Annotated in this window: 26 protein-coding genes; 12 read left to right on the top strand and 14 right to left on the bottom strand. The window is 60.9% G+C overall.

The window, feature by feature from the left end; all coding sequences use genetic code 11:
* The first annotated feature begins 484 nt into the window (after positions 1-484).
* Together U9R61_RS05270 and U9R61_RS05265 are read left to right on the top strand one after the other, a co-directional pair.
* Positions 485-1156: a histidine phosphatase family protein gene (locus U9R61_RS05270; protein ID WP_322487773.1), complete on the top strand. Its 672-nt coding sequence runs from the start codon at positions 485-487 to the stop codon at positions 1154-1156.
* A 147-nt stretch (positions 1157-1303) separates the two neighbouring features.
* Complete coding sequence (locus tag U9R61_RS05265) at positions 1304-2107, top strand: RDD family protein (protein ID WP_322487772.1); 804 nt, start codon at positions 1304-1306, stop codon at positions 2105-2107.
* Here U9R61_RS05265 and miaA read toward each other — a convergent pair.
* A complete protein-coding gene (gene miaA / locus U9R61_RS05260; protein ID WP_322487771.1) occupies positions 2077-2967 on the bottom strand; it encodes a tRNA (adenosine(37)-N6)-dimethylallyltransferase MiaA in 891 nt (296 codons plus the stop codon). The two genes, U9R61_RS05265 and miaA, sit on opposite strands and share 31 nt — an antisense overlap.
* A gap of 281 nt (positions 2968-3248) precedes the next feature.
* On the opposite strand from miaA, the gene U9R61_RS05255 reads away from it, so the two are divergent.
* From U9R61_RS05255 to trmD, 3 genes are read left to right on the top strand one after another with little or no spacing between them, the layout of a single operon-like run.
* Positions 3249-3842, top strand: a complete 594-nt coding sequence (locus U9R61_RS05255; RefSeq protein WP_322487770.1) for a GNAT family N-acetyltransferase — start codon at positions 3249-3251, stop codon at positions 3840-3842.
* Positions 3843-3846: 4 nt separating this feature from the next.
* On the top strand, positions 3847-4764 hold the full coding sequence (locus tag U9R61_RS05250; protein ID WP_322487769.1) for an alpha/beta hydrolase: 918 nt from the start codon (positions 3847-3849) through the stop codon (positions 4762-4764).
* A 5-nt stretch (positions 4765-4769) separates the two neighbouring features.
* Complete coding sequence (gene trmD, locus U9R61_RS05245; RefSeq protein WP_322487768.1) at positions 4770-5531, top strand: tRNA (guanosine(37)-N1)-methyltransferase TrmD; 762 nt, start codon at positions 4770-4772, stop codon at positions 5529-5531.
* 53 nt (positions 5532-5584) lie between these two features.
* On the opposite strand, the gene U9R61_RS05240 is transcribed toward trmD, so the two are convergent.
* On the bottom strand, positions 5585-6850 hold the full coding sequence (locus U9R61_RS05240; protein WP_322487767.1) for a hypothetical protein: 1266 nt from the start codon (positions 6848-6850) through the stop codon (positions 5585-5587).
* 67 nt (positions 6851-6917) lie between these two features.
* On the opposite strand from U9R61_RS05240, the gene U9R61_RS05235 reads away from it, so the two are divergent.
* Positions 6918-7952 carry a methyltransferase domain-containing protein gene (locus U9R61_RS05235; protein WP_322487766.1) on the top strand — a complete coding sequence of 345 codons (1035 nt, stop codon included), beginning with the start codon at positions 6918-6920 and terminating at the stop codon, positions 7950-7952.
* 44 nt (positions 7953-7996) lie between these two features.
* On the opposite strand, the gene U9R61_RS05230 is transcribed toward U9R61_RS05235, so the two are convergent.
* Genes U9R61_RS05230 through U9R61_RS05215 form a run of 4 tightly spaced genes read right to left on the bottom strand, consistent with a single transcriptional unit; the run spans position 7997 to position 11532 of the window.
* A complete protein-coding gene (locus tag U9R61_RS05230) occupies positions 7997-9097 on the bottom strand; it encodes a hypothetical protein (RefSeq protein ID WP_322487765.1) in 1101 nt (366 codons plus the stop codon).
* 15 nt (positions 9098-9112) lie between these two features.
* Positions 9113-9838: a 1-(5-phosphoribosyl)-5-[(5-phosphoribosylamino)methylideneamino]imidazole-4-carboxamide isomerase gene (hisA, locus tag U9R61_RS05225; protein ID WP_322487764.1), complete on the bottom strand. Its 726-nt coding sequence runs from the start codon at positions 9836-9838 to the stop codon at positions 9113-9115.
* 3 nt (positions 9839-9841) lie between these two features.
* Positions 9842-10477, bottom strand: coding sequence for an imidazole glycerol phosphate synthase subunit HisH (hisH, locus tag U9R61_RS05220; protein ID WP_322487763.1), 636 nt, complete (start codon positions 10475-10477; stop codon positions 9842-9844).
* Positions 10474-11532: a histone deacetylase gene (locus U9R61_RS05215; protein ID WP_322487762.1), complete on the bottom strand. Its 1059-nt coding sequence runs from the start codon at positions 11530-11532 to the stop codon at positions 10474-10476. Before U9R61_RS05215 ends, hisH begins: the two co-directional genes overlap by 4 nt.
* 217 nt (positions 11533-11749) lie before the next feature.
* Between U9R61_RS05215 and polA the strand changes: the two genes are divergently transcribed.
* The 6 genes from polA to U9R61_RS05185 all read left to right on the top strand — a co-directional run bounded on the left by polA (position 11750) and on the right by U9R61_RS05185 (position 18017).
* Positions 11750-14563, top strand: a complete 2814-nt coding sequence (gene polA / locus U9R61_RS05210; RefSeq protein ID WP_322487761.1) for a DNA polymerase I — start codon at positions 11750-11752, stop codon at positions 14561-14563.
* Between the two features lie 87 nt (positions 14564-14650).
* A complete protein-coding gene (locus tag U9R61_RS05205; protein ID WP_322487760.1) occupies positions 14651-15670 on the top strand; it encodes a glycosyltransferase family 2 protein in 1020 nt (339 codons plus the stop codon).
* A gap of 53 nt (positions 15671-15723) precedes the next feature.
* Positions 15724-16680, top strand: coding sequence for an SPFH domain-containing protein (locus tag U9R61_RS05200; protein ID WP_322487759.1), 957 nt, complete (start codon positions 15724-15726; stop codon positions 16678-16680).
* Between the two features lie 131 nt (positions 16681-16811).
* Complete coding sequence (locus U9R61_RS05195; protein WP_322487758.1) at positions 16812-17153, top strand: hypothetical protein; 342 nt, start codon at positions 16812-16814, stop codon at positions 17151-17153.
* A 39-nt stretch (positions 17154-17192) separates the two neighbouring features.
* A complete protein-coding gene (locus U9R61_RS05190; RefSeq protein WP_322487757.1) occupies positions 17193-17561 on the top strand; it encodes a hypothetical protein in 369 nt (122 codons plus the stop codon).
* A gap of 189 nt (positions 17562-17750) precedes the next feature.
* Positions 17751-18017, top strand: a complete 267-nt coding sequence (locus U9R61_RS05185) for a hypothetical protein (RefSeq protein WP_066791651.1) — start codon at positions 17751-17753, stop codon at positions 18015-18017.
* 149 nt (positions 18018-18166) lie between these two features.
* Here the strand turns inward: U9R61_RS05185 and argC are convergent, their stop codons facing one another.
* The 8 genes from argC to lysS are packed head-to-tail and all read right to left on the bottom strand — an operon-like array spanning position 18167 to position 24463.
* A complete protein-coding gene (gene argC, locus U9R61_RS05180) occupies positions 18167-19201 on the bottom strand; it encodes an N-acetyl-gamma-glutamyl-phosphate reductase (RefSeq protein ID WP_322487756.1) in 1035 nt (344 codons plus the stop codon).
* A gap of 59 nt (positions 19202-19260) precedes the next feature.
* Positions 19261-20109 carry a lysine biosynthesis protein LysX gene (gene lysX / locus U9R61_RS05175; RefSeq protein ID WP_322487755.1) on the bottom strand — a complete coding sequence of 283 codons (849 nt, stop codon included), beginning with the start codon at positions 20107-20109 and terminating at the stop codon, positions 19261-19263.
* An 11-nt stretch (positions 20110-20120) separates the two neighbouring features.
* On the bottom strand, positions 20121-20288 hold the full coding sequence (lysW, locus tag U9R61_RS05170; RefSeq protein ID WP_322487754.1) for a lysine biosynthesis protein LysW: 168 nt from the start codon (positions 20286-20288) through the stop codon (positions 20121-20123).
* Between the two features lie 36 nt (positions 20289-20324).
* Positions 20325-20492 carry a lysine biosynthesis protein LysW gene (lysW, locus tag U9R61_RS05165; RefSeq protein ID WP_322487753.1) on the bottom strand — a complete coding sequence of 56 codons (168 nt, stop codon included), beginning with the start codon at positions 20490-20492 and terminating at the stop codon, positions 20325-20327.
* 14 nt (positions 20493-20506) lie between these two features.
* A complete protein-coding gene (locus U9R61_RS05160; protein WP_322487752.1) occupies positions 20507-21505 on the bottom strand; it encodes an isocitrate/isopropylmalate dehydrogenase family protein in 999 nt (332 codons plus the stop codon).
* On the bottom strand, positions 21505-22005 hold the full coding sequence (locus U9R61_RS05155; RefSeq protein WP_322487751.1) for a homoaconitate hydratase: 501 nt from the start codon (positions 22003-22005) through the stop codon (positions 21505-21507). Before U9R61_RS05155 ends, U9R61_RS05160 begins: the two co-directional genes overlap by 1 nt.
* Before the next feature lie 28 nt (positions 22006-22033).
* Positions 22034-23284: a 3-isopropylmalate dehydratase large subunit gene (locus U9R61_RS05150; protein WP_416208821.1), complete on the bottom strand. Its 1251-nt coding sequence runs from the start codon at positions 23282-23284 to the stop codon at positions 22034-22036.
* Positions 23285-23335: 51 nt separating this feature from the next.
* A complete protein-coding gene (lysS, locus tag U9R61_RS05145) occupies positions 23336-24463 on the bottom strand; it encodes a homocitrate synthase (RefSeq protein ID WP_322487749.1) in 1128 nt (375 codons plus the stop codon).
* Between the last annotated feature and the right edge of the window lie 285 nt (positions 24464-24748).

Raw genomic sequence — 24748 nt, 5'->3', positions numbered from 1 at the left:
TGATTTGAACCTTGGCCCATCATACCGCATCTTTAACCATGTACAAAACGAGTCTCCTGTCGTGAATTGGGCGAGAGATTGGGTGCAACGGGAATGGCTTTCGCTAACGGAGGAGATTGCTTCGGCGCATGGGCTGCGCGGGGCGCATTCCGCCTGTCATTGCGAGGGCGCGCAGCGCCCGAAGCAAGCTCCTGCTTTGGATGGAGAGACCTGCTTATAGGCATCTCCTCCGCTGAAGAAGGAGATTGCTTCGGCGCACGGGCAGCGCCCCGCGCTGCCCATGCACCGCGCAATGACAGAAGGGGAGTGGGAGGTGGTGCGCACGGCAGCGCGGTGCGTCGTCCCTGCACCGCGCAATGACAGGAGGGGAGTGGGTGGAGTCCACAGCCACGATCGCCAATCCTCTTGCCTGACGTTTAACATTCCGGTCATAACTCTGTGTTACCATAGCAAGAGAACCTATGGATTCTTCGCGGAGAATGACATGACCACCGTCTATTTGATCCGTCACGGCGAGACTGACTGGAATATGCAGGGACGCTGGCAAGGCCATGCTGACATTCCGCTCAACGAGGTTGGCTACCGGCAGGCGCGTCTGTTAGCCAACCGGCTGGCGCGCGAGGGGGTGACGTTTGCTGCTATCTATAGCAGTGATCTGTCTCGCGCTTATCAGACGGCATGGGAGATTGGCGCGGTGCTGAAGGTGCCGGTGCAACTGTTGCCGGCGTTGCGCGAGATTGATACCGGACGTTGGAGCGGTCTCACCACTGATGAGGTGCGGACGCAGTTCCCTGGTGAATGGGCGCAGATTATGCAGGGTCACGACCTGCCGCGCGGCGGCGGCGAGACGGTGGCGGCGTTGCGGCAGCGGGTGGTGACAGCCGTCGAGGCGATGGCGGCTCAGCATCGTGGCCAAACACTGGCCTTTGTCACGCATGGCGGCTGCGTGCGCGCCTTGTTAGCCCATGCCGAAAACTTTCACGACACGCATTTTGGCCGGTACCCGCATATTGGCAACACGTCGATCACGATTCTCGAAATCGGTTACAAACACTGGCGGGTCAAAGCGGTGAATAATATGAAGCATCTGGAAGCGGAGCATGAGCCAGAGTTGATTTCGGCGCCGCCTGATGATGCTGAGTTGCCGAGCCAGTAACAGATTGGTGATGGATGGGCAGGTGGTGTTGAGCGCATCATCATGGTGGCTGGGAGTGGGAGCATGCTTCGCTCTATCCTGCTCTGTGCGAGATGGTAGCGGGCGGCAGTGTAACTGCCGCACTCCATAGATTCATACTATACCTAAATGCTTACCGCCGATCGCATTGCCAATATGTATCGCGTCGAGACGCCGGAAGGCGTCATCATGACCTACACCACCGCTGGGCTGGCTAGCCGGAGTCTGGCGGCGGTGATTGATTATACGATTCTGATCACGCTCCTGATGATGGCTATCACCGTCGTGTCCACCAGCAACAGTATTGGTGTTGGCAATGAAGACCTCGTGTGGGCATTGTGGGCGGTGTTCGCTTTTGTGCTGAATTGGGGCTATTACGTCTTCTTCGAGTTGATTTGGAACGGCCAGACGCCGGGGAAGCGGTGGTTGCGGTTGCGCGTGTTGCGCGAGGGTGGCCGTCCGGTTGACGGTGCAGCGGTTGTGGTGCGTAATCTGATGCGGGCGATTGACTTTTTGCCGTTCGGTTACGGCATTGGTCTGCTCACCATCTTTATCGATCGCCACAACCGCCGGCTGGGTGATCTTACCGCCGGTACAGTAGTGGTGCGTGAAAGCAATCGCATCACGCTTGACCAAATCTTAAGCCCGGTCAGAGTACAGGTGCCGCCACGCGCGACCGATGCGCCGCCAACGCCGTTGTTGCCGAACCTCGAGCGCTTATCGCCGGCAGATATGGCGCTCGTGTTTGACTTCTTGCTCTGCCGCGATACGCTTAGTGAAGATGCGCGCCTCGCGCTGGCCGGGCAGCTTGCAGCCTTGATGCGTCAACGGCTCGAATTGCCCCCGGCAGATGGCCATCCTGAACGGTTTCTTGAGCATGTGGTGCGTGAATACGATGTTTTTCAAGCGATGATGGCCCGCCAAGCCGGGTGATCGGGCGTCCAGATTTCAAGATGAGGTAAACGGCGGAACCACATCTCTTGCCGGCGGATGAAGGCGTGGGTGTCGAAGCGTAGCCGTTCGATGCAGGTTGTCAGGTCGGTAGTCCCTTCAAAATAGGGCCGGAACTGAATATAACCAAGGCTCGACATTGCCGGCAACGACCAATCGTAGCCGCGGGCCAGCAGGTTTGCGACCTCTGCAACCAAGCCGGCAGCGATCATGCGTTCGATGCGGGCGTCGGCGCGGGTGTAGAGTTCGGCGCGTGGCCGGTGCAGCCAGATCGTGCGCGGGCGGAAGGGAGGCGGTTGCCGTTCTTGCAGGCGCGAGATCGGTTCGCCGCTGACCAGATAGACTTCGAGCGCGCGCACAATCCGCCGCACGTTGGTGGCCGGAATGCGCGCCGCCGCGACCGGATCAACCGCGGCGAGGCGGGCATGGAGCGCGGCAGCGCCCTCTTGCGCCGCTACGTGCTCAAGCTCGGCGCGTAGCTCTGGCTGGGGGGCGACGCGCGGAATCTGCCAGCCTTCCAAGACTGCCGCCAGATATTGGCCGGTGCCGCCAACCAGCAGCGGTGTGCGCCCGCGTGCTTGAATATCGGCGATCGCCGCTAGCGCCAGATCGTGAAATTCGGCTAACGAAAACGACTGGTCGGGGTCGCGGATGTCGATCAGGTGGTGCGGCGCTTGCGCGCGTTCGGCAGAGGTTGGCTTGGCGGTGCCGATGTCCATGCCACGGTAGATTTGGCGCGAATCGGCAGAGACAATCTCGCCGTCGATCTGCTGCGCCCATGCGACTGCTAATTCGGTTTTACCCACGGCGGTGGGGCCAACAATCGCAATCAATTCAGGCAAACGATCCTCGCTGTTCATTGGCGATACGCAGTACCTGGTGGGCTCTGCCTGTGGGCCGCCCGGCGGGCCGGAGCGAGCGCAGGCAGGTTGGTTGTCATTCTTCTATAACGCATTGCGTTACAAAAGTGCAACAGTATACCATTCTCATGCTACAATACTTTTAGCGCCGTATGTGCAGCGTAGCGGCGGCACGCATCAGCTCAGATGCTCGAAGGTGTGCAATTTGCCGTATCTGCTCTGTTTCCTCTGCTGTCAGAGCACGAGCGATGCCGGAGGTTGGTATGAACGAACAACGTGTTAGCCAGTCAATGCCGCTCACCATTACCACTCGTGATGGCCGCACGTTGCGCGTGCGTAGCCTTGCCGCTGCGGATGCCGAATTGCTTGAGCGGATGTTTTATCGTTTGTCGCCGGAATCGATCTATCGCCGATTTTTCATCGCCGCCGAGCATGCCTCGCCGGAACTGGTGCATAAATCGGCGCAACGGTTGGCGGCGATTAATCCGCGCCGCGAAGTGGCGTTGGTAGCGTTGGCCGACGAGCATGGGCGCGAGGAGGCGATTGCGGTCGCCCGTTTTGCTCGCTTGCCGCATAACCCCAAAGTGGCTGAGGCCTCGATTCTGGTGCGGGATGACTATCATAGGACTGGGGTCGGGCGTAAAATGCTAGAGTTACTGCTTGCCGAGGCGCGGACAGCTAACCTCGATCGATTGATCTTTTTGACGCACGCCGATAATACCGCTATGATCCGGCTGGCGACCGGTTTGGGTTTGCCATTCCATGGCCGGCATGCCGATGGGTTGTATGAAATCCATCTGCTCTTGCAGCCGCAGGCTACGCCGGAGTTTGAGTTTGTCGGAATTGCGCGAGGATAGGATTATGGCAGCAAAATCTGGCTGGAGTCTGTTACCGATGGCGCTGACTGGCGCCATCGGTGTGTTAGGGGGGATTACCGGGACGGCGTACTATGTCAGTTTGCGGGTCAGCCCGCCGCCGCGCCGTACCTATCTCGATAGCTATACCTTTACTCCGTGGGAGTTAGGGGTGCCGTTTGAGACGGTCGAGTTTCGCAGCAGCGATGGTCTGCGGCTGGCCGGTTGGTGGTTGCCGCGCCCTGAAACGAATGCGGTGATTGTGGGCAGCCATGGCCATGCCGGCAGCAAAGACGAATTACTTGGCATTGGCAGCTATTGCTGGCGAGCCGGTTACAATGTGCTGCTGTTTGATTATCGTGGCCGTGGCGAATCGGATCCATGGCCGCAGACGCTGGTGAGCCGCGAGGTTGACGATTTGCTAGCGGCGCTCGAATATGTCCGCCAGCGGATGCCTGCTGCGGCGATTGGCGTCGTTGGCTATTCGATGGGGGCAGCGGTTGGTATTCTGGCTACCGCTCGCGATCAGTCAGTTCGGGCGCTGGTGGCCGATAGCTCGTTTACCGCCGGCGATGATGTGGTGGCGCATAGCATCACTCAAGTGCTGCGCATCCCGCCCAAGCCGTTGGTGCGCTTGGCCGACGCGATCGTCGCTCACCGCCACGGCTACCGTTTTAGCCAAGCCCGCCCAATTGACGCCATCGGCCAAATTGCACCACGTCCGGTCTTTATTATTCACGGTCTTGACGACTCGCTGATCCCGGTGAGCCACGCGCGCCAATTGTATGACGCTGCTCGCGAGCCGCGTATGCTGTGGGAGGTGCCCGGCGCCGAGCATTGCGGCGGCTATTTTGTCGATCGGGTGACGTATTGCCGGCGCGTCGTCGAGTTTTTCGACCAGTATCTGCGTAGCGTCGAGGCATGAGCGGCATGCGGTTTGACATTCTTACCCTCTTTCCGGCGATGTTTCAGGGGCCGCTGACCGAGAGCATTCTCAAGCGGGCGCAGCAGGCTGGCAAGATTGCCATTCACTTGCACGATATTCGCCAGTGGGCGACTGATCGCCATCGCACCGCCGATGACACGCCTTATGGCGGGGGTGCTGGCATGGTGATGAAAGCCGAGCCGTTGGCAACGGCAATTCGGGTGGTGCGCGCGGCTGGCGAGCAAGCCGGGCCAACTATTCTGCTCACGCCTGACGGCGAGTTGTTCACCCAGAGCATAGCGCGTGAATTAGCGGCCTTGCCGCGCGTGATTCTCGTCTGTGGCCACTATGAGGGGATCGATGAGCGGGTGCGCGCGACGCTGATCGACCGCGAGCTGAGCATCGGCGATTACGTATTGACCGGCGGTGAGTTGGCGGCAATGGTGGTGGTAGATGCAGTCGCCCGTTTGGTGCCGGGCGTGATCGATGGCGAGTCGATCGTCGAAGAGAGCCACAGCGACTTTTTGCTCGAATACCCGCACTACACCCGTCCGGCGGTCTGGGAAGGGTTGAGTGTGCCGCCGGTGTTGCTTTCCGGCCACCATGGGGAGATTGCGCGCTGGCGGCGAGCCGAGCGGTTGCGCCGAACGCTGGCCCGCCGGCCCGACCTGCTGGCGCGCGCCGCGGCGGCTGGAGTCCTGACCAAGGCCGATCTGGCGTTGTTGGCCGAATGGGGTTGGCAACCGCCGGGCATGGGCGGTGAATAAGACACGGATTGACACGGCTGGCCCGATCCGTTCCAATCCGCGTCCCATTGCGCTCACACCATCTCGGCCCGATATTCACGCCAGAGGCGGCGCAGCTCGGTGGCCGGATCGCGCCAGAAGCGGTCGGGTTCCACCGGCAGGCCCGGTAACGTCCCTTTCGCTGGCAGGCTGCCAATCGCCTCGCGCAGCGCCTCCCAACCCGCTTTCGGGCGGCCATCCGCCGTCCATAAGCCCCATGTGCGCGCCGGCCAACTGCGGTCGAACGGGGGAATCTTCCACTGTTCTTCGGTTGGATCGACCATACCGGCCAGCCAGACTGCGGCGGCGCCGGCGCGGGCCAGTGCTGGCAAGGTGGCTTGTAACGCGGTGGCAACGGTTTCTTCATCGGCCAAGAAGGTTTGGGCCGGTTGGGCAAAGATTTCACTGCTCTGCCAGCCGCGCCATTGCGGGCGAGGGGCGGTTGGCCAGCCAAGATCGGCGACCACCACCTGCGCGGCGGCGGTGTCGTTCACTTCTTCGGCCAGCAAACCGGCGACTACGGCGTGCAAGAAGCAGACTGCCTCGCCGCGTGCCGGCGGCCCATCGCCGAGCGGCGGCCACGGCCCGACACTCACCACGACTTCGCCGCCGGCCATCGCAATGTCATACGGGCGTAGGCTAGCCGGGTTACTCAGGGCAGCAGCGTCAATCTGACCAAACAGCCGGTTGGCGCCATGGGTACGAGCGCGCTCGGCCAGATCGGCCCACCATGCCGCCATATCACGGTGATCGGCGGGAGGGCGCACCCGCTCAATCCCAGCCGCTAGCAACCAGCCGTGAATGGCCGGATGGGCGGCGAAATTACCGATCACTTCGCGAAGCACGTAGCGTTGCGCAGCCCGCATATCGGGATCGGCGTACAGATCGCGGACCGGTTCGTGCCGGTAGAAGGTGTTGTCGAGAATCGTCAACGCCGGTGTCGCCAAGATCTCGCTCACCGCTTGGTTGGTCAACGCTTGCGCCGACACCCCCAGCGCCCAATCGGGCAAATGGAGCGCCGAGCCAAGGGTGGCGCTCATCAGCGAGACCACCACGTGCAGACCGTTGGCTTGGGCGAGATCAAGGCCGCGGTGGAAGCCATCGAGCGCAGCGACCGCAATCCGCTGCGCACTTGGCTGCACCTCTGCCCAGCGCAGATCAAAGCGTACTTGCTGCAAACCGATCTCACGCGCGCGTTGCAAGTATTCACGCAGCGCGCCGTGGTCGTAGCGCGACCAACTGGCGGCCAGCGCCTGCGGTCGCGCCGGCATGGGCGGCCAAATGGTTGTTCCGATGTACATAGGCGTTTTGCGTGTATACTAACAAGGCGATAGCGCTTAACCTCAACATCAATATAATAGTATAACAATGGCGCACCGAATTGAAATCATTGTCCCTGCTGGTTTGGAAGGATTGGCGCGCGCGGAAGCGCAGCGGATCGCCGGCATCCGGCTCGACCCGCCGGGCGAGAGCGGTGTGATCGGCGCGACGATGCGTGGCCCGTTGCCGGCGCTGTTCGATGTACGCTGCGCTATTTCAGTCTTTCTCGTGCGTAGTTTTGCCATTCCGCGGCCACGGGCTCTGCTCGGTGACGAGCACTTTCGTGCGGTGACGGCGATGATCGACACGGTGCGCCGTTTGCATCCCGCTAACACGTTTCAAACCCTCTTTCTCAGTGCTGCCGGGGCCGAGAGCAGTGTGTTGCGGCGTTTCAAATACGAGCTCTGCGAGCGGTTTGGCCTTGCGCTGGGGGAAGAGGATGGCGATTTGGTGCTGCGCTTGCGTCCTAGCCGTGATCGGGCCGGTTGGGATGTACTGGTGCGTTTGACGCCGCGCCCGCTGGCGACCCGTCCTTGGCGGGTGTGTAATCGCGAAGGGGCGCTCAATGGGCCGGTGGCGCACGCGATGGCACTGCTGAGCAAGCCGCGCGCTAGTGATCGAGTGTTGAATGTGGGATGCGGTTCGGGTACGCTGCTGATCGAGCGGTTGTTGATCGGGCCGGCAGCGCAGGCGATCGGGTGCGATACCGATCCCGAAGCGTTAGCATGCGCCTATCGCAACCTTGCCGCCGCCGGTCTCAGCCACAAAGTAGTATTGCACGATTGGGATGCACAACAATTGCCATTGCCGCCGGCAAGTGTTGATGTGGTGTTAGCTGACTTGCCGTTTGGCCATTTAGTCGGTTCGCATGCCAGCAATGTCACGCTTTACCCGGCCTTGCTGCGCGAGGCGGCCCGTGTCACGCGGCTCGATGGGTGCGCAGTGATCATCAGCCACGAAGTGCGGCTCATGGAGCGCACCTTAGCCGAGTTGCCGGAATGGCAGCTCGAACAACACCTGCGGGTTGATCTCGGCGGTCTTTACCCACGCATTTTCGTGTTGCGGCGGGTAGCGCAAGCGTAATGCCAAGGCGCTGCAGCGGGCAACTACCGCCAGCGCCTTGCATTTTATGATCGCTGATCGCCCCCTCCCAGTTCGAGATGGGCAGCGCGTACCTGTTCGAGCCGTTGGCGTAACGTGACCAATTGGGTATTGATGGTGTCCGCCTCGCGTCGCTCCAATTCCATAATTCGCAAGAGCTGCGCCTTTTGTTCAAGCTCCATCCGATCAGTGGTACGCGTGAGGCGCTGCTCAAGCTCGCGCAACCAACCATCAACGCGTTCGAGCCATGCCGTCAATTGGCGCAAATACTGCTCGTCAGTCTCTTGCAACGCACTCATCCGCTCATCGGTCATCTGGCGCAACTCTTCCAACCGTTCTTGGTTCATCAGGAAACGTTCGGTCGAGATCCGCTCAATCCGCTTTATTTCGTTGACTAGGTCAGGCAGCTTTGCTTTCAACTCTTTGATTTGCGCCGGCAATGCTTCAGCGAAGAGATCGATTTGCTGGCGAATCTCTTCTAGCCGGTCGATCCGGGAACGCTGTTCATCGACGACAGGGCGAAGATCAGCGACAAACTGTTGCGATTCCACTGCCATCCGCCGCATTTGCTGCTTCTCGACCTGTAGTTCATCGTTAAAGCGGCGTACCTCTTGCATCACGGCGGCGTCAGCTTCGCGCAAGCGTTCGAGTTGGAGAGCAAACTGGCGTTGGCGCTCATCAAGTTCTTTGATCTGTGACGATAACGCGGCAATTTGGCGCTCGGCCTGCTCGATCCGGCTCAGCCAGCCGGCTAGAAAGTCGCGATCTTGTTTGCGCGCTTCGGCGATTTGCTGAATCTGCGACTGCATATCACGCAGCGGGCGCACACCTTCTTCAATCTTTACCAGCGCCGCCGCTACTTCGCGCCGCAACGCGACCACATCGCGGCGCACAATCTCGTTCGCCTGCGCCACTTCGCTCGTATGCCGCTCAAAGAGGCTTTGTATCTGCGCGATTGTGCCTTCATTCTTGCGCACCTGTTCCATCGCCCATTGATACTTGTTGGTCTGATCTTTGAGCAGGCGGCGCAATTCGTCGATCTGGCTTTGCAAGTAAACCAGTTGCGACTGCTCTTGAGCGCGCAGGCGCTCCTCTTCGTAACGCGCAGTAAGGTCTGAATTTGACATGCCATCCTCGTATGGTTATGAAGTCACTGTTTGGGCGACGGCCAATGCTTCGGGCAAGCTGATCGCTCCCACGTACAACGCCTTGCCGATAATCGCTCCCTCGACCCCAAGCTGGGCTAGCCGGCGCACGTGATCGAGGTTGGCAATGCCGCCGCTAGCGATAATTGCCGGTCCATCAGCGCGGATCAATTCGGCCAGCGCAGTGAAATTAGGGCCGCTGAGCGCACCGTCACGGCTAATGTCAGTATAGATGATCCGACGCGCGCCGAGCGCAGCCATCTGCGCGGCGAGCGTCGTGGCCGCTACGGTTGAGGTGACCGTCCAGCCATCGGTTGCCACCATGCCGTTCCGCGCGTCGATCCCGATCACGATCTGCTCGTCGAAGCGATGGAGCAGGCAGGCCACCAGTTCAGTTTCGGCAATTGCAGCGGTGCCGATAATCACCCGCTCGACACCGAGGGCCAAGGCCGCCTCGACATCCTCTTCGCGGCGTAAGCCGCCGCCGAGTTGCACGGGAATCCGCACGGCTTGGGTAATCGCCAAGACCGCATCGACATTCTGCGGTCTGCCGGCGCGCGCGCCATCGAGATCGACCAGATGCAAACGGGTTGCCCCTTGCGCTTGCCATTCCCGCGCCACGGCGACCGGATCGTCGGCGTAGATTGTCATCTGGGCGAAATCTCCTTGATACAGTCGCACGCAGCGCCCGTCTTTCAAATCAATCGCCGGAATAATCTCCATACCTCATCCTCTCAGAGTGGTTGCGCCGCTCCACGCCACAAAGTTGGCTAACAAGCGCAAACCATAGTCGCCGCTCTTTTCGGGGTGAAACTGCACCGCAGCCAGCTGGTCGCGGATGATCACGCTCGGAAAGAGCAACCCATAATCGGTGCGCGCGGCGATGATCGTTGGATCAGCGACATCGCAGTAGTACGAGTGAACAAAGTAGACATCGGCCCGGTCAGGAATGCCGGTAAAGAGCGGATGCTCGCGAAACGCCGGTGTAATCTGCACCTGATTCCACCCAATTTGCGGGATTTTGCCGGCGCTGTCGGGCAGTCGCCGCACGGTTCCCGGCACAATATCGAGGCATGGATGTGGGCCGAATTCCTCGCTCTCGCTCAACAAGACTTGCATGCCGACGCAAATGCCGAGAAACGGTGTGCTCGCTGCTGCCACTTCCGGCAAGACAGCGGCAATGCCGAGCTGGCGCAAGCTGGCCATCGTATCAGCGGTGGCGCCGACCCCGGGCAAGACGACAGCCTGCGCCGAACGAATCACATCGGGATTGTCGGTAACGGTCAAATCGGCGCCAACTCGCCGCAATGCGCGCACCACATTGGGCAGATTGCCGGCGCCGTAGTTAATCACTGCAATCATACTTCTCCCTGATAACCGGTCTGCATCAAGAGCGGATGTTGATGTTGCAATGCGGTGATGATATGGTTAATCGCTGGTTCGGGCGCTTGGACGCCACCCATCGGATCGGGGCCAGGATCCATGCCGACCATTAAGCGGAGTGTTGCAACGACGCCGGCAGCGAGGGCGGGCAAGCTGTAACCCCCCTCAAGCACAAAGCCGATCCGGCCATCGCACAGCTCGGCGGCCCAATTGAGCAAATGCTGTACGATGCGGGCAAACCCGTTGACCGAAAGCGCCATCGGCCCGATCGGGTCGCTCCAGTGGGCATCGAACCCCGCCGAGATCAGCATCATTTCGGGTTGAAAACGGCGCAACGCCGGCCCGATGATCTGGCGGAAGACGCGCTCATACCCCTGATCGCCGGTACTGTACGGTAACGGTACATTGAGCGTAGCGCCGCCGGCAGTGCGCGGGTCTCCCATTTCGTGCATAGCGCCGGTGCCGGGGTAGAGCGGCGCGGCGTGAGTCGAACAGAAGAGCACCCGCCCATCGCGGTAGAAGATATCTTGGGTGCCGTTGCCGTGATGCACGTCGAAGTCGATGATCGCGATCCGCCTGAAGCCATACCGGTCGAGTAATGCGCGTGCTGCAATGGCAATGTTGTTAAAGAGGCAGAACCCCATCGAGCGGGCATCGGTCGCGTGATGGCCGGGCGGGCGCACGAGCGCAAACCCGTTGTGGCAACGCTCTTCGGCGATCGCTTCGGCCAAGCAGATCGTCGCGCCTGCCGCCAGCAACCCCACCTCCCACGAGTCGGCGGTGACATAGGTATCGCTATCGATTTGGCCGCCGCCGTAACTGGCCAGTTGGCGCACCCGGTGCAGCATGTGTGGGCTATGCACGGCCAGCAATTCTGCTTCGGTCGCTGGGCGGATGGGCAATGGTTTGAGATAGCCGAGCAAACCCGCCGATTGGATGGCGCGCTGAATCGCGTGCAGCCGGCTGGCCTGTTCGACGTGGCCGTGCCATGTATGCAGATCGAACCGCTGATCGGTCACAATGGCTGTGGTCATATGAGTGTGTCAGGTGTGTTGTGTTTGCTGCTGGCGGTGTTTGCGCACCCATCGGACAATCATGCGTTGGTACGACCGCGCTTTTGACATTGTTCACATTGTACCACGCGGCGACAAGCGACCGGTTGCGTTTGGCGAGGATGTTTCCATAGCGCGGCGTGGTATAATCCAAATGCGCATGACGAGTGGTGCGCTTCGTTGGGAATGGAGCTTTGGTATGGTGCGCCCGTTGTTGGTGCTGGTTGACGGCCATGCGTTGGCGTATCGCGCGTTTTTTGCCTTGCGCGAGAGCGGTCTGCGCTCGTCGCGCGGCGAGCCGACGTATGCCGTGTTTGGGTTTGCCCAAATCTTGCTGACGGCGCTGGCCGATTACCGGCCTGAATACGCTGCCGTCGCGTTTGACGTCGGGCGCACCTTTCGCGATGATCTTTACGCCGAATATAAAGCTGGACGCGCCGAGACGCCGGAAGAGTTCTACCCGCAGTTTGAGCGGATCACGCAGTTGGTACGGGCGCTGTCGATCCCGATCTACACTGCCGAGGGGTATGAAGCCGATGATGTGATCGGCACTCTGGCTTGCCAAGCGACTGCGCAGGGGTTGGATGTGATCATCCTCACCGGCGACTCTGATGTGCTGCAATTGGTGAACGAGCACGTGCGCGTGGCACTGGCCAACCCGTACGGCGGCAAGACGAGCGTCACGCTATACGATGTCGAGCAGGTGCGCAAGCGGTACGATGGCCTCGAACCGGCGCAACTGGCCGATCTGCGCGGTCTGAAGGGCGATGCCTCTGACAATATTTCCGGTGTGCGTGGGATCGGTGAGAAGGGCGCGATTGCCTTGCTCAAGCAGTTTGGCTCGCTCGATAATCTCCTTGACCACATTGCTGATGCGCCGAGACGGTACCAGCCCTTGCTGAACGAGCAACAGGAGACGGCCCGTTTTTCGCGCCAGTTGGCGACGATCGTGACCAATGCCCCGGTGCAGCTCGATCGAGCGGCGGCCCGGCTTGGCGTGTACGATCGGGCCGCGGTGATGGCCCTCTTGCAAGAGTTGGAGTTCGGCGTCAGCTCGAATCTGATCAAGAAATTGCCGCCGGTGGTGCAAGCGCCAGCATTGGCCGAGTTGCCCGCCGATCTGCCGGCGGCGCCGCCGGCTGCCGGTGGCCCCACCCAGCTCTCGCTGTTTGGCGGCGAAGCGCCGGCAACCAATCCGTCGGCGGCGGCGACGCGGATTGTACGCGATGCAGCGGCATTGGCCGATCTGGTGGCGCGCCTGCGCGCCGCGCCAGCCTTTGCCTTCGATACCGAGTCGACGAGTCTGCAAGCGGTGGGGAGCGATTTGGTCGGCATTTCCATCGCGACCACGCCCGATGATGCCTGTTATCTGCCGGTGGGGCACGAGGTTGGCGAGCAGTTGCCGCTGGCCAAGGTGGCGGCGGCGCTTGGCCCGCTGTTTGCCGACCCGCACAAGCCCAAATTCGCCCACAACGCCAAGTTTGATGCCGAGGTGCTGGCTAGCGTCGGTATCCACGTGGCCGGGTTGGCGTTCGATACCATGATCGCGGCGGCGATGTTGGGCAAACGGCAGGGGTTGAAGGATTTAGCCTTTTACGAGTTGAAATTGCCTGAACCGCCAACGACGATCGAAGACCTGATCGGGCGGGGTAGTAAGCAGATCAGCTTTGCCGCAGTGCCAATCGAGCAAGCCGCCCTCTACGCCGCCGCCGATGCGCTGCATACCTTGCTCCTCACCGAGACGTTGCGTTCCCAATTGGCCGCCGATGCCGCGCTGCGCGATCTGTATTATCGGGTCGAGCTGCCGTTGATCGACGTGCTGACTGATATGGAACTGACCGGCATCTTGCTCGATCACGAGTATCTGCGCGAGTTGGGCAAACGCTTCGCCCACCGCATCAACGAGCTGGCCGAGCGCATCTATGCGCAGGCCGGCGGACCGTTTAACATCAATTCCGGCCCGCAACTGAACGAGGTCTTGTTTGAGCGGATGGGCATTGATCCGCGCGCCCACGGCCTCAGCAAGCTCAAGAGCGGCGGCTATTCGATTACGGCGGAAGTGTTGGAAGAGCTGAGCCAGCTCTACCCGATTGCCGCCGATATTCTGACCTATCGCCAGCTCACTAAACTCAAGAGCACTTATATCGATGCCCTGCCGGAACTAGTCAATCCGCGCACCGGACGCATCCACACCTCGTATAACCAGATCGGCGCGGCGACGGGCCGTTTGTCGTCGAACAATCCCAACCTGCAAAATATTCCGGTGCGCACTGAAGAGGGCCGCGAAATCCGGCGCGCGTTTGTCGCCGCCCCCGGCCATCGCTTCGTCGCCGCCGACTACTCGCAGATCGAGTTGCGGGTGCTAGCCCACATCAGCGGCGACAAAAACCTGATCGCCGCCTTCCAGCAGGGCCTTGACATTCACGCCGCCACGGCCAGCCGCCTGTTTGGCGTAGCGCCCGATCAGGTCGATAAAAACCAGCGCCGGGTGGCCAAGACGGTGGTGTTTGGCGTGATCTACGGCATCAGCGCCTTTGGCCTTGCCCAGCGCCTTGGCATCGAGCGCGACCTTGCCCGCCAACTGATCGACAACCTGTTCGCCCAATTCCCCGGCATTCACCAGTATATCGATCAAACGCTCGAATTTGGCCGCCAACACGGCTACGTGCAGACGTTGTTTGGCCGCCGGCGGGTGATGGAAGACCTGCGCGCCAGCGGGGTGCGGCGAGCGGCTGCCGAGCGCGAGGCGATCAACGCGCCGATCCAAGGCACTGCCGCCGATATTATGAAGATTGCGATGGTCAATGTCCATCGCGCTTTGCGCGAACGCGGCCTGCGCACTCGTTTGCTCTTACAGGTGCATGACGAGCTGATCGCCGAAGCGCCGGAGGACGAAGTGCCAGCGGCGGCCCAGCTCCTGCGTGAAGTGATGAGCAGCGCCTACCAACTGGTGGTGCCGCTTGGCGTCAACCTCGAAACGGGGCCGAATTGGGAAGAGATGGCAGCGGTGTGAGGAAAGACGTTGCATTGTCTTCTCAAGTATACGCCGGTGCTGAAATAAACAGTTTGGATCTGCCGCCAATTAAGGCGGGGAGGGAATATGTCTGATGTGCAACCAACCTTCTCGGTGGTCGCGCCGGTCTACAATGAAGAGCAGTTGATCGCCGAGTTTTGCCGGCGGGTGATCGCCGCACTCGAACCGTTAAGAGAACCGTTTGAGCTGGTGTTGGTGAATGACGGCTGCCGGGATCGGTCGCCGGAAATTATGCGCGAGCTGCACGAGCGTGATCCGCGGATCAAGGTGATCAACTTCTCGCGCAATTTCGGCCATCAGATTGCGATTACCGCCGGCACTGACTATGCTGCCGGCAAGGCGGTGATTGTGATCGATTCCGACCTGCAAGACCCGCCGGAAGTGATTCCCGATCTGATTGCGCGCTGGCGCGAAGGCTATCAGGTGGTGTATGGCGTGCGCGAAGAGCGTGAAGGCGAGACGTGGTTTAAGAAGACGACAGCGGCTATCTTTTATCGCCTGATCGTGCGGATCACGAATGTCAAGATTCCGGTCGATACCGGCGATTTCCGGTTGATTGATCGCAAGGTTGTCGATACGCTCAAGCGCATGCGCGAACATCACCGCTTTATGCGCGGCTTGTCGGCGTGGGTTGGCTTCCGCCAGACCGGGGTGCCGTATCGTCGCCATGCCCGCACTGCCGGCACCACCAAATATCCGCTGCGCAAGATGTTGCGTTTTGCCCTTGATGGCATTACCAGCTTTTCGTATTTGCCGCTGCAACTAGCGACCTATCTCGGTTTTATCGTCGCCGCGATTAGTATGATTTTCCTCCTTGTGGTCTTTGTGATGCGGCTAGCCAACCCCGCCGCCGCCGAACCGGCGTTCTACGGGCAGGCCAGCACGTTGGTCAGCGTACTCTTCCTTGGCGCAGTGCAACTGATTTCGCTCGGCATTATCGGCGAATACGTTGGTCGCATCTACGATGAGGTGAAAGGCCGGCCACTCTATATCGTCGCCGAAACGTTGGGTATCGCCGAGCCGGATGCAACTTCTGCCGCTGCCGTGCGTACTTCCCAACATGAACAGACGTCACTGCGAACGTGAACAAGGGGGGTGTGATGTCGCAGCGAGCGCCGCGCACCGGTGAAGGAGGAAGTATGAATTCACGATTGTCGTTAGTGGGTGGATTTATCGTATTGTTGATCATTGCCGGCATTGGCCTGAGTACGATGAAGTATGTGCAGGTCGATGAAGGGCAAGCTGCGATCGAGCTGGTGCAAGGCCGGATCGTGGCTGTGCATGGGCCGGGGCCGATCTTCCGCCCCTTCGCGCCGTTTACCGAGATCGAGCTGGTCAATGTGCGCCGCCAAGCGCGCCAAATTTCGCAGAATGTCGCCAGCAGCGATAAGCAACTGTACGATATTGACATTCAAGTTGATTTTCGCCGCTTGCCGACCGAGCAGGCGTTGCGCGCAGCTTATGCTGAGATCGGGGTGAGTGACACGCTGCTCGGTGATTTTCTCGACGGCTTCATCAACGATGCTCTCAAGAGCGCCAGCACGCAATTCACCCTCGATGAAGCACTCTCGGATCGCGGCTCGTTTGCCGAGCGCATCCGCCGCTTTCTCACCACGCCTCCCGGCGATGGTCAGCGCGCGCCGGTCGATCAGCTCTATATCACGATCGAAGCGGTGAAGGTGCTCGATATCAAGGTCGGTGATACCTACGCTCAATTGCTGGCCGAAAAGGCCAATCTGGAAGTGCAGATCGAGACTGAGCAGAAGCGCCGGCAGCAAATTGAGGCCCAACAGGCCAATAATCTCTTCCAAGCCGAGCAAGAGGCACTGGTGGCGCTGACCCGCGAAAAGGGCATCACCGCTGCCGCATTAGAGGCCGCCAACCGCGAAGCGCAGGTGCGGGCCATCGAAGGCCGTTACTGGCGCGAAAACCCTGAACTGTTCGAGCTGCGCAAGCGCGAATTGCTGGTGCAGATGATGTCGAAGGGGAATGTGTGGTTCGTTGACCCGAATACCAATTTGACTCTGCTGCTCAACAATCAAGCGGTCGATGGACAGACGCAGGTGATTCCGCAGCCGGTGCCATCCAATCCTTAAGCCATATTGGTGGTGACGCCAAGACGTGATGGTTTGCGTCTTGGCGTGAGGGGTCGCGCTACATTCACGCCCAATTGCTCAAGGTCAACCTCTGCGCGAACAGTGCCTGCGCGCCGAGCGAGGAAGAGCTGGTGAAGGCCATCAATGAGGGAAGCTACCCGTTGATGGATGAAGCGCGCCAAGCGAAGCTGCGCGCGAACCTCAATGACTATGCCCGCTATTTGCTCGGCGTGGCGCTAGAGCAGGCCAATATCGGGATCACAGTGCCGGCGGGGCTGCAACGGCCGAACCGGGTCGGTGATGTGATCAGCATTCGCCGCAACAATAACGAGGATTTTGCCCTCAGTTCCACTGCTGAGGCGCCGCAGATCGCGAAACAGACGCCCGATGGCCGCTCGCCTGAGTACCAGATCCAAGCCACTATTGATAGCGGCGCCGTCTATCCGTTGAGTGTGGTGAACAGCGGGGGGTGAACCCGAAAACATCCGACTGGCCGGTTATGCTGACCACCGGTGCGGCTGGCATTGGCTTTCGTGCCTCCCGGCATCCTCGCGTGGCGGTCACGCCGCCGGATGGCGCTGCTGCTCATGAGCACGACTGTAGCGGGCTATGTGGGGGTGTCGATCACCGGCAGCATTGATACACGCTACACCCTCGACGAACTCGAATATGTCGGCAAAGGCGACACGCTCGGCGAACCGATCTGGCTGATCAGCACGCAGAAGGATGCCTACACCGATATTGACTTGACTATTGTTGTCACCGTTGAGGCGATCGGCAACGAACCGCCAGAGCAAAAGACGACGCACTGCGCTGGCCGGATCAATCATGATTTGGTGATCGAGATCTATCGCGATGGCGTGATTACAGCTTCGGAGTAACCGAACCGAGCACGATGCGCAGGGAACGCAAGATTCCCTGCGCATTATATTGCAACACCTCTGCACACATATTGCAAAAAATGTGCAAAAACGGTATACTAAAGAGCGGATCGCGGCGACGGTGCCGCCCAGGTCATTGTCGCCGCGGCGCTATCGGTGCGCCCGGCGAGTGTGTATGGAGGATAGACCATGCAAGATCACTTTCGCCAGCGCATCGAAGTACTCACCGCTCGTCTCAACAGCCTGCGCCCCGGCCTCGAGCGGGCGCGCCAGTCGGTTGCCCGCTTAGAGAATGATACCGTCCCCGCCGGCGCTACGGCCTTAGCCCGTGCCGCGCAGTTGTCGGCGGCGCGCGCAATGGCCGCGACGTTGGCCGAACGCGAGCGCCAGTTGCTGGTGGCGATTCAGGCGTTGCAGGCTGAGTTGGCCGACCAGCAGTTAACCGAACACGAGTAGGGGCTGGTTGCCAATTGGCCCGTATGTGATCAAGCTATCGAGTGCGGTGGTCACACTGCCGCACTCGATACGTGACGCGAGCGAAGTGCAATGACTCAGCATTATGGAGTGCGGCAGTCACACTGCCACACTCCATAAATCGTTCATCCCTACGGATGCAACCCCATAAACGTCAACGCCGTCGTCTCGGCAAACCCGCACATCAGGTTCATGCACTGCACCGCGCTACCGGCAGCCCCCTTCATCAAGTTGTCGATCGCGCAGATACTGACAATCCGCCCGGTCGTTGGCTCGTAGGCGAAGCCAATGTCGGCGTAATTGGCTCCTGCCAGTATCTTCGGTTCGGGGTAGCGATAAATGCCCTGCCGCTCCTTCACAATGCGCACAAATGGCTGTTCGCGGGCAAAGCCGCGGTACGCCTGCCACAGATCCTTCTCGGTCAAGTCACGCGACGCGAAGGCATGCACCGTCGCTAACGCGCCGCGCACCAGCTCGATTGCGGTGATCGACATGTGAACGTTGCGCAAGCCAGTAATCTGCTCGACTTCGGCGAGGTGGCGGTGACCAACCGGCGCAAACGAGCGCACCGCGCCGGAGCGTTCGGGGTGGTGGCTGGCGTCGCTGGCAGTCGCGCCGCCTTCCGATGATCCCACCTTTACGTCGGCGATAATCGGGCGGGTGCGGTCGATCAGATCGGCTTGCACCAGCGGCATCAGGGCAAGGTTAGTGGCAGTAGCATTGCAACCGACGCCGCTGGCATAGCGCGCGCCGATCAGCGCAGACCGGTTCACTTCAGGCAACCCATACACAAACCGCTCCAGCCACGCCGGGGCCGGGTGCGGATTGCCGTACCACTGCTGGTAGACCGCCGGATCGCGCAGGCGGAAGTCAGCCGAACAGTCAATGATCCGCTCGGCGAGAGCGGCGTAACGCTCGATGGCCTGCGCCGCCTCGCCGTGAGGCAGGGCCAGAAAGAGCAGATCACACGGCTGCAACGTGTCCGGGTGAACGAATTGCAGGTTGGTGCGGCCGCGCAAGTTGGGATGCACCTGATAGAGGTACCTCCCGGCGTTGCGAGCGCTGGTCGCCTGCACAATCGTCACGTGCGGGTGATCGAGCAAGAGGCGCAACAGCTCGCCGCCGACATAGCCGCTCGCCCCCACAATGCTAACGCGCAAAGTCATACATGCCTCATCAACAAGACGCAACACACCATCGCCGGAAAGGGCAGCGCGGTAGGATGCTACTGGCGACCGCGACCCACTTCCACCACGTAATCGATAATCCGGGCCGGGATGTCTACCCCCGTGGTGTCGATGCTATTGCGGAACTCCATCGTGTAATTCACTTCATTGACCAACAACTCGCCTTCGGGCGTTTCTAGAATGTCGATCGCGACCACGCCGCCGCCGACTGCGTGCGCTGCGCGCACGCTCAGATCGGCTAGCTCTGGCGTGATCGGGCAGTTGGTCGCGACGCCGCCGCGCGCGGTATTAGTGATCCAGTGCGGACTGGTGCGGTAGATGGCTGCAATGCACTCGTCGCCGATCACGAAGCTGCGGATGTCGCGGCCCGGCTTGTTGATGTATTGCTGGATGTAGAAGATCGAATGCTGGTAGTTGCCCAGCACGTCGCGGTGCTCAAGAATGGCTTCGGCAGCGTCGCGGTCGTTGATCTTGCTCACCATCCGCCCCCACGAGCCGATCACCGGCTTGAGCACTACCGGATAGCCGAGCTGCTCGATCGCTTCGAGCGCACTTTCCGGCGTGAAGGCGAGCAAACAGCGCGGCGTGGGCACCCCGGCATGGATGAGTGCCTGCGTGGTGAGAAACTTGTCGCCGCAGGTGAGGGCAACGTGGTAGGTGTTGACCGTCGGCACGCCGGCGTCGTTAAAGATTTTGAGCATATACAGTGCGCGGCTGTGCTGGATGGCGCGCTCAAGCACGACATCGAACGGGTAGCTGGTCTGGTGGAGATCAAAGATGTGCTCACGGTCATCGATTTTGACATAATCGAGACCACGGCGTTCCAACTCTTGAAAGAGCAGCTTCTCTTCGGCGCGGATGCGTGAGCAGAGGACGGCAATGCGCATAATCGGTTCTCCTATTCTCCCCAATCCTCTTCAACCTCAGGAGCGAGGGCGAGGGTGGGCGGGTTGAGGCTGACGACTTCCAATTCGGCGCCGCAGTCGGGGCAAGCAATAATCTCGCTCTCCAGCGTGTTGGCCGGCAAGATGATTTCGGCGGCGCATTCAGGGCATTCGGCGCGCATTGATAAACTCCTTTGGCTGTAGCACGAAGAAAGTTGTTATTCTCCCCAATCCTCTTCGACCTCAGGAGCGAGGGCGAGGGTGGGTGGGTTGAGGCTGGCGACTTCCAATTCGGTGCCGCAATCAGGGCAGGCAATAATCTCGCTCTCCAGCGTGTTGGCCGGCAAGATGATTTCGGCGGCGCATTCGGGGCATTCGGCGCGCATGGTTGGTGCTCCTTTCAGGCGTGGCTTGTGAGTTGTTCAAGAATCGCATCGGCTACTTCACGAGTCGTCGCGTCGCCCCCGGCGTCGGGAGTGCGAATGCCGGCAGCGGCGACTACCTCCATGGCCCGGCGTAACCGTTCGGCGGCGTGAGGCCGCCCAATCCACTCGAGCAGCATCACCACGCAGTTGAGGGCTGCGGTTGGATTGGCAATGCCACGTCCGGCGATGTCGGGCGCAGCGCCATGCACCGGCTCGAACAGCGCCCGTCCGTGACCGAGATTGCTGCTGGCGGCGACACCCAAGCCGCCGCCGTGAATGCAAGCAACGTCTGAGAGAATATCGCCGAACAGGTTCGTAGTGACGATCACATCGAACCGTTGCGGTTGGGCGGCCAGTTGCATCGCGGCCACATCAACCAACCGCTCTTCAAAGGTCAATTCGGGGAAGTCGGCAGCGACTTCCAGTGCCACGGTACGGAACAGGCCGTCGCTGACCCGCAGCACATTGGCTTTGTGAACAATCATGACCTTGCCGGGATGGCCGGCGGCTTGGCGGGTGCGAGCCATTTCACAGGCGGCGCGCACAATCCGGGCCGAGGCCGTGCGGGTGATGACGCGCTCGGCGATGGCGGTGTTACCATCGTCTTCGAGCCGTTCGCGCCCGCTGTACAGGTCTTCGGTGTTCTCGCGCACGACCACCAGATCAACGCCGGGGCCGGTGGTGGGCCGGATGTTGGCGTAGAGGTCGAGCGTGCGGCGCAGTTCGACAATCGGGCTGCGATAGCCGGGTACCGGGTGGCTCGGCGAGGCGACCGCGCCAAAGAGGATCGCGGTCGCTTCGCGGGCCGTCGCCAGCGTCTCGGCGGGCAGCGCGACGCCGGTACGCTGAAAGACGCCCCACCCCGCTTCGGCTTCGGTCAGGGTGAGGTCAGGCGCCAGCACGCGTAGCGCCGCCGTCGCCACGGCCATCACCTCTGGGCCGATCCCATCGCCGGGAATAACACAGATCTGCATCACGCCACCTCACCGGGGAAACGACCATACTGGCGGTAGAACGGCACAATGCCTCCTGCGGCCCACACCTCGCGCAAGAAGAGCGGCGGCGGCGGCAAGTGGATCACACGCCCAGCGCTGGTTGTGATCCGCCCGCTCTCTAAATCCAGCTCGACTTCATCGCCATCGGCCAGCTCGTTGGTCAGATCGGCGGTAAAGCAGGGGATGCCGAGATTGAGCGCGTTGCGGAAGAAGATGCGGGCGAAGAGCGGGGCGATAATCGCGCCGACGCCGACCATGCGCAGCGCCAGCGGAGCGTATTCGCGCGAACTGCCGCAGCCAAAGTTCTTGCCGGCGACGATGATATCGCCGGGGCGCACGTTAGGCGCAAAATCGGGCCGGTGTTCGACAAACGGGTAGCGGCGCAATTCGCTCTCATCCTTCAACATGTACGGCGCATAGCGACCGGGAACAATCTGATCGGTATTGATATCGGGGCCAAAGAGCCACACGCGAGCCATAGCAAAGCCTCTCTTTCTGCGCTGAGCGTTACCGCGATACGACCGGCTGGCCATCCATCACCGCGCGCGGGTCGGTTAGATAGCCAGTAAGCGCTGTCGCGGCGGCGACTGCCGGCGAGGCGAGATAGATCTGCGCTTCGGGACTGCCCATACGGCCACGGAAGTTGCGGTTGCCGGTGAACAGGCAGACCTCGCCGGGGGCGAGCACTCCCATGTGGCGGCCAATGCATGCGCCGCACCCCGGCGTGCCGATGGTGGCGCCGGCGGCGAGCAAGGTTGCGAGGGTGCCATCGGCAGCAGCGCGTTGCAGCGCCTGCGCGCTAGCCGGCACGACGATCATGCGCACACTCGGAGCAAGGCGGCGTCCAGCTAGAATCTGGGCCGCGACCGCCATATCTTCGTAATGGCCGTTGGTGCAAGTGCCGAGGTAGACCACATCAACCGCCACCCGGCCCAGATCGCTCAGATCGGCGACGTTATCGACATAATGCGGCGCGGAGACTTGCGGTTCAAGTTGGCCGAGATCGATCTCAACCACCTCTTGATACTGCGCATCGGCATCGACGGTTGGTACGAGCGGGCCAGTGAGATCGAGGCCAGCCGGCGGAATAATCCCAGCCTTGGCCCCCATTTCAATCGAGAGGGTCGCCAGCGTCATCCGCTCCATCACGCTAAGCTGCTCGACGCCGTGCCACTCGATTGCAGCGTAGGTCGCGCCATCAGCGCGGAGCAAACGGGCGGCGCGGAGCGCCAAATCCTTCGGGCCGACGCCGAAGCCAAATGTGCCGCTTGCACGCACGACAATCGTTTCTGGCACGCGCAGCCATGTCTTGCCAGTCGCCAGCGCCAGCGCAATGTCGGTGCTGCCCATCCCGGAGCCAAACGCTCCTACGCAGCCATACGCCGTGCTGTGGCTATCGCTGCCCAAAATCAACATCCCCGGCTGGACCAACCCCTCTTCAACCAACACCGGGTGCGAAATGCCGCGCCCGACATCAAACAGATTGGGAATACCCTGTGCGCGCACCCAGCGCCGCACCTCCTGCTGCTTCTCGGCGGTCTGCACGCTGGCCGCGGGAGCCACGTGGTCGATCACCACCGCCACCCGCTGCGGATCCCACACCCGCTCAGCGCCCAATTCTTGGTGCAGAATGCGGATGATGCCGGGGGCCAAGCTATCATGCACCATCACCAGATCCACGTTCGCCGTCACAACATCGCCGGCGCGCACTAGACGATCGGCGACGCGGCTCAGAATTTGTTCGCTCATCGTTGGCATAGTCGTATCCTCGTTGTAGTTGGTGGCCGCACGCCGCACGGCCATACGGTGTTATTCAGCGTAGCTGTACAGAATTTCGTCGATCATAGCGCCATCAAGATCGTGTTCGTCGCCAAGGGCCTTAATGCGGGCGGCGGCGGCGCGCGCCTGTGCTTCGCTGAGGGTAATGCCCAGCTCGCGGGCCCGTTCGGCGACCGCGTGCCACCCCACTAGGCGATGGGCAACCGCGATCGTGCGCTGGCGGCCAAATAGCTTCGGATCGAGCACTTCGTAGCTGCGCGGATCGGCCAGCACTGCCTTGGTATGCATCCCGGCCTTGTGGTGGAAGGCGGTGGGGCTGGTGATGCACTGGTTGAACGGAATCTCGATCCCGATCATCGTGGCGACGGTCTCATCAAGCTTGGGCAGCAGGTCGAGCCGGTAACGTTGCACGCGGGCCGGGTCTACGCTGGCCAGCCGGGCGATCATCCCGCTCAGGCTGGCGATGCCGTTGCGCTCGCCAATGCCGAGCACCGTCACATCAAGGTGGGTCGCGCCGGCTTCGGCAGCGCAGAAGGTATTGGCAATGGCGCAGCCGCTGTCGTTGTGGCCATGAAATTCGATGTCGCACTTCACTTCGGCGCGTACCGCGCTGACCACATCGTAGACTTGCCGTGGCGTGGCGATGCCAACAGTATCAGCGAGGCCGATCCGCTGCACTCCCATCTCCTCAACGGCGCGGTAGATACGGATCAGGTCGGCGAGATCGGTGCGGAAGCTATCTTCGCTCGAAAAGCGCACTTCAAGGTCGTGGTCATGCAAGAAGGTGATCACCTGTCGCGCTTCTTCCAGAATCTCGCTCAAACTCCGGCCATGGCTGACCGTGCGCAGTGGTTCAGAGGTGGCGAAGAGCAGGTTCGCGCCTTGCGCGCCGTGTTCGACGGCGAGGCGAGCATCGGCCATGTGGCAGCGAATATGGGTGAGGATACGAGCGCGCAAGCCGTGGCGAGCGATTGTAGCAAGATCACGCGCGCTTTGCGGCGAAGCGGCGGGCGAGGTCATTTCGATGTACTCAACGCCAAAAGCGTCGAGCATCTCAGCGATAGCGATGCGTTGAGCAGTGGTAAAACGGGCGCTGGCAAACTGTTCGCCTTCGCGTAAGGTCGTATCGACAAAAAACAGGCGCTCAGGCAGTGACATACGGTGACACCTCTCTCACTTGACAAGAGCCAAACAGTTCGGGCCGGCAGTAGCGTGGCGTGTAGGCAATTGGGCTGGTCGTGGCTATCCGTTTCATCCATCCCTCCATACACAAACAATTGACCCGGCGCACCGTTGGTCTGGTGAGCCGGGTCTTGTCTCTTCCGCACAGCAGACAAGCATAGCTAACCAGACCTTGCGTCCGGCTTCTTCGCGCGCTTGCTCTGCTTGGTGGATGCGTGTACGTTTCTCATAGTGCGACGAATATACCAGAAGTCGAGTATT

The organism is Chloroflexus sp., assembly GCF_034431535.1.
GTDB lineage: Bacteria > Chloroflexota > Chloroflexia > Chloroflexales > Chloroflexaceae > Chloroflexus.
The sequence above is the reverse complement of the archived record's forward strand: the minus strand, read 5'-3'. Positions and strand labels throughout refer to the sequence as shown.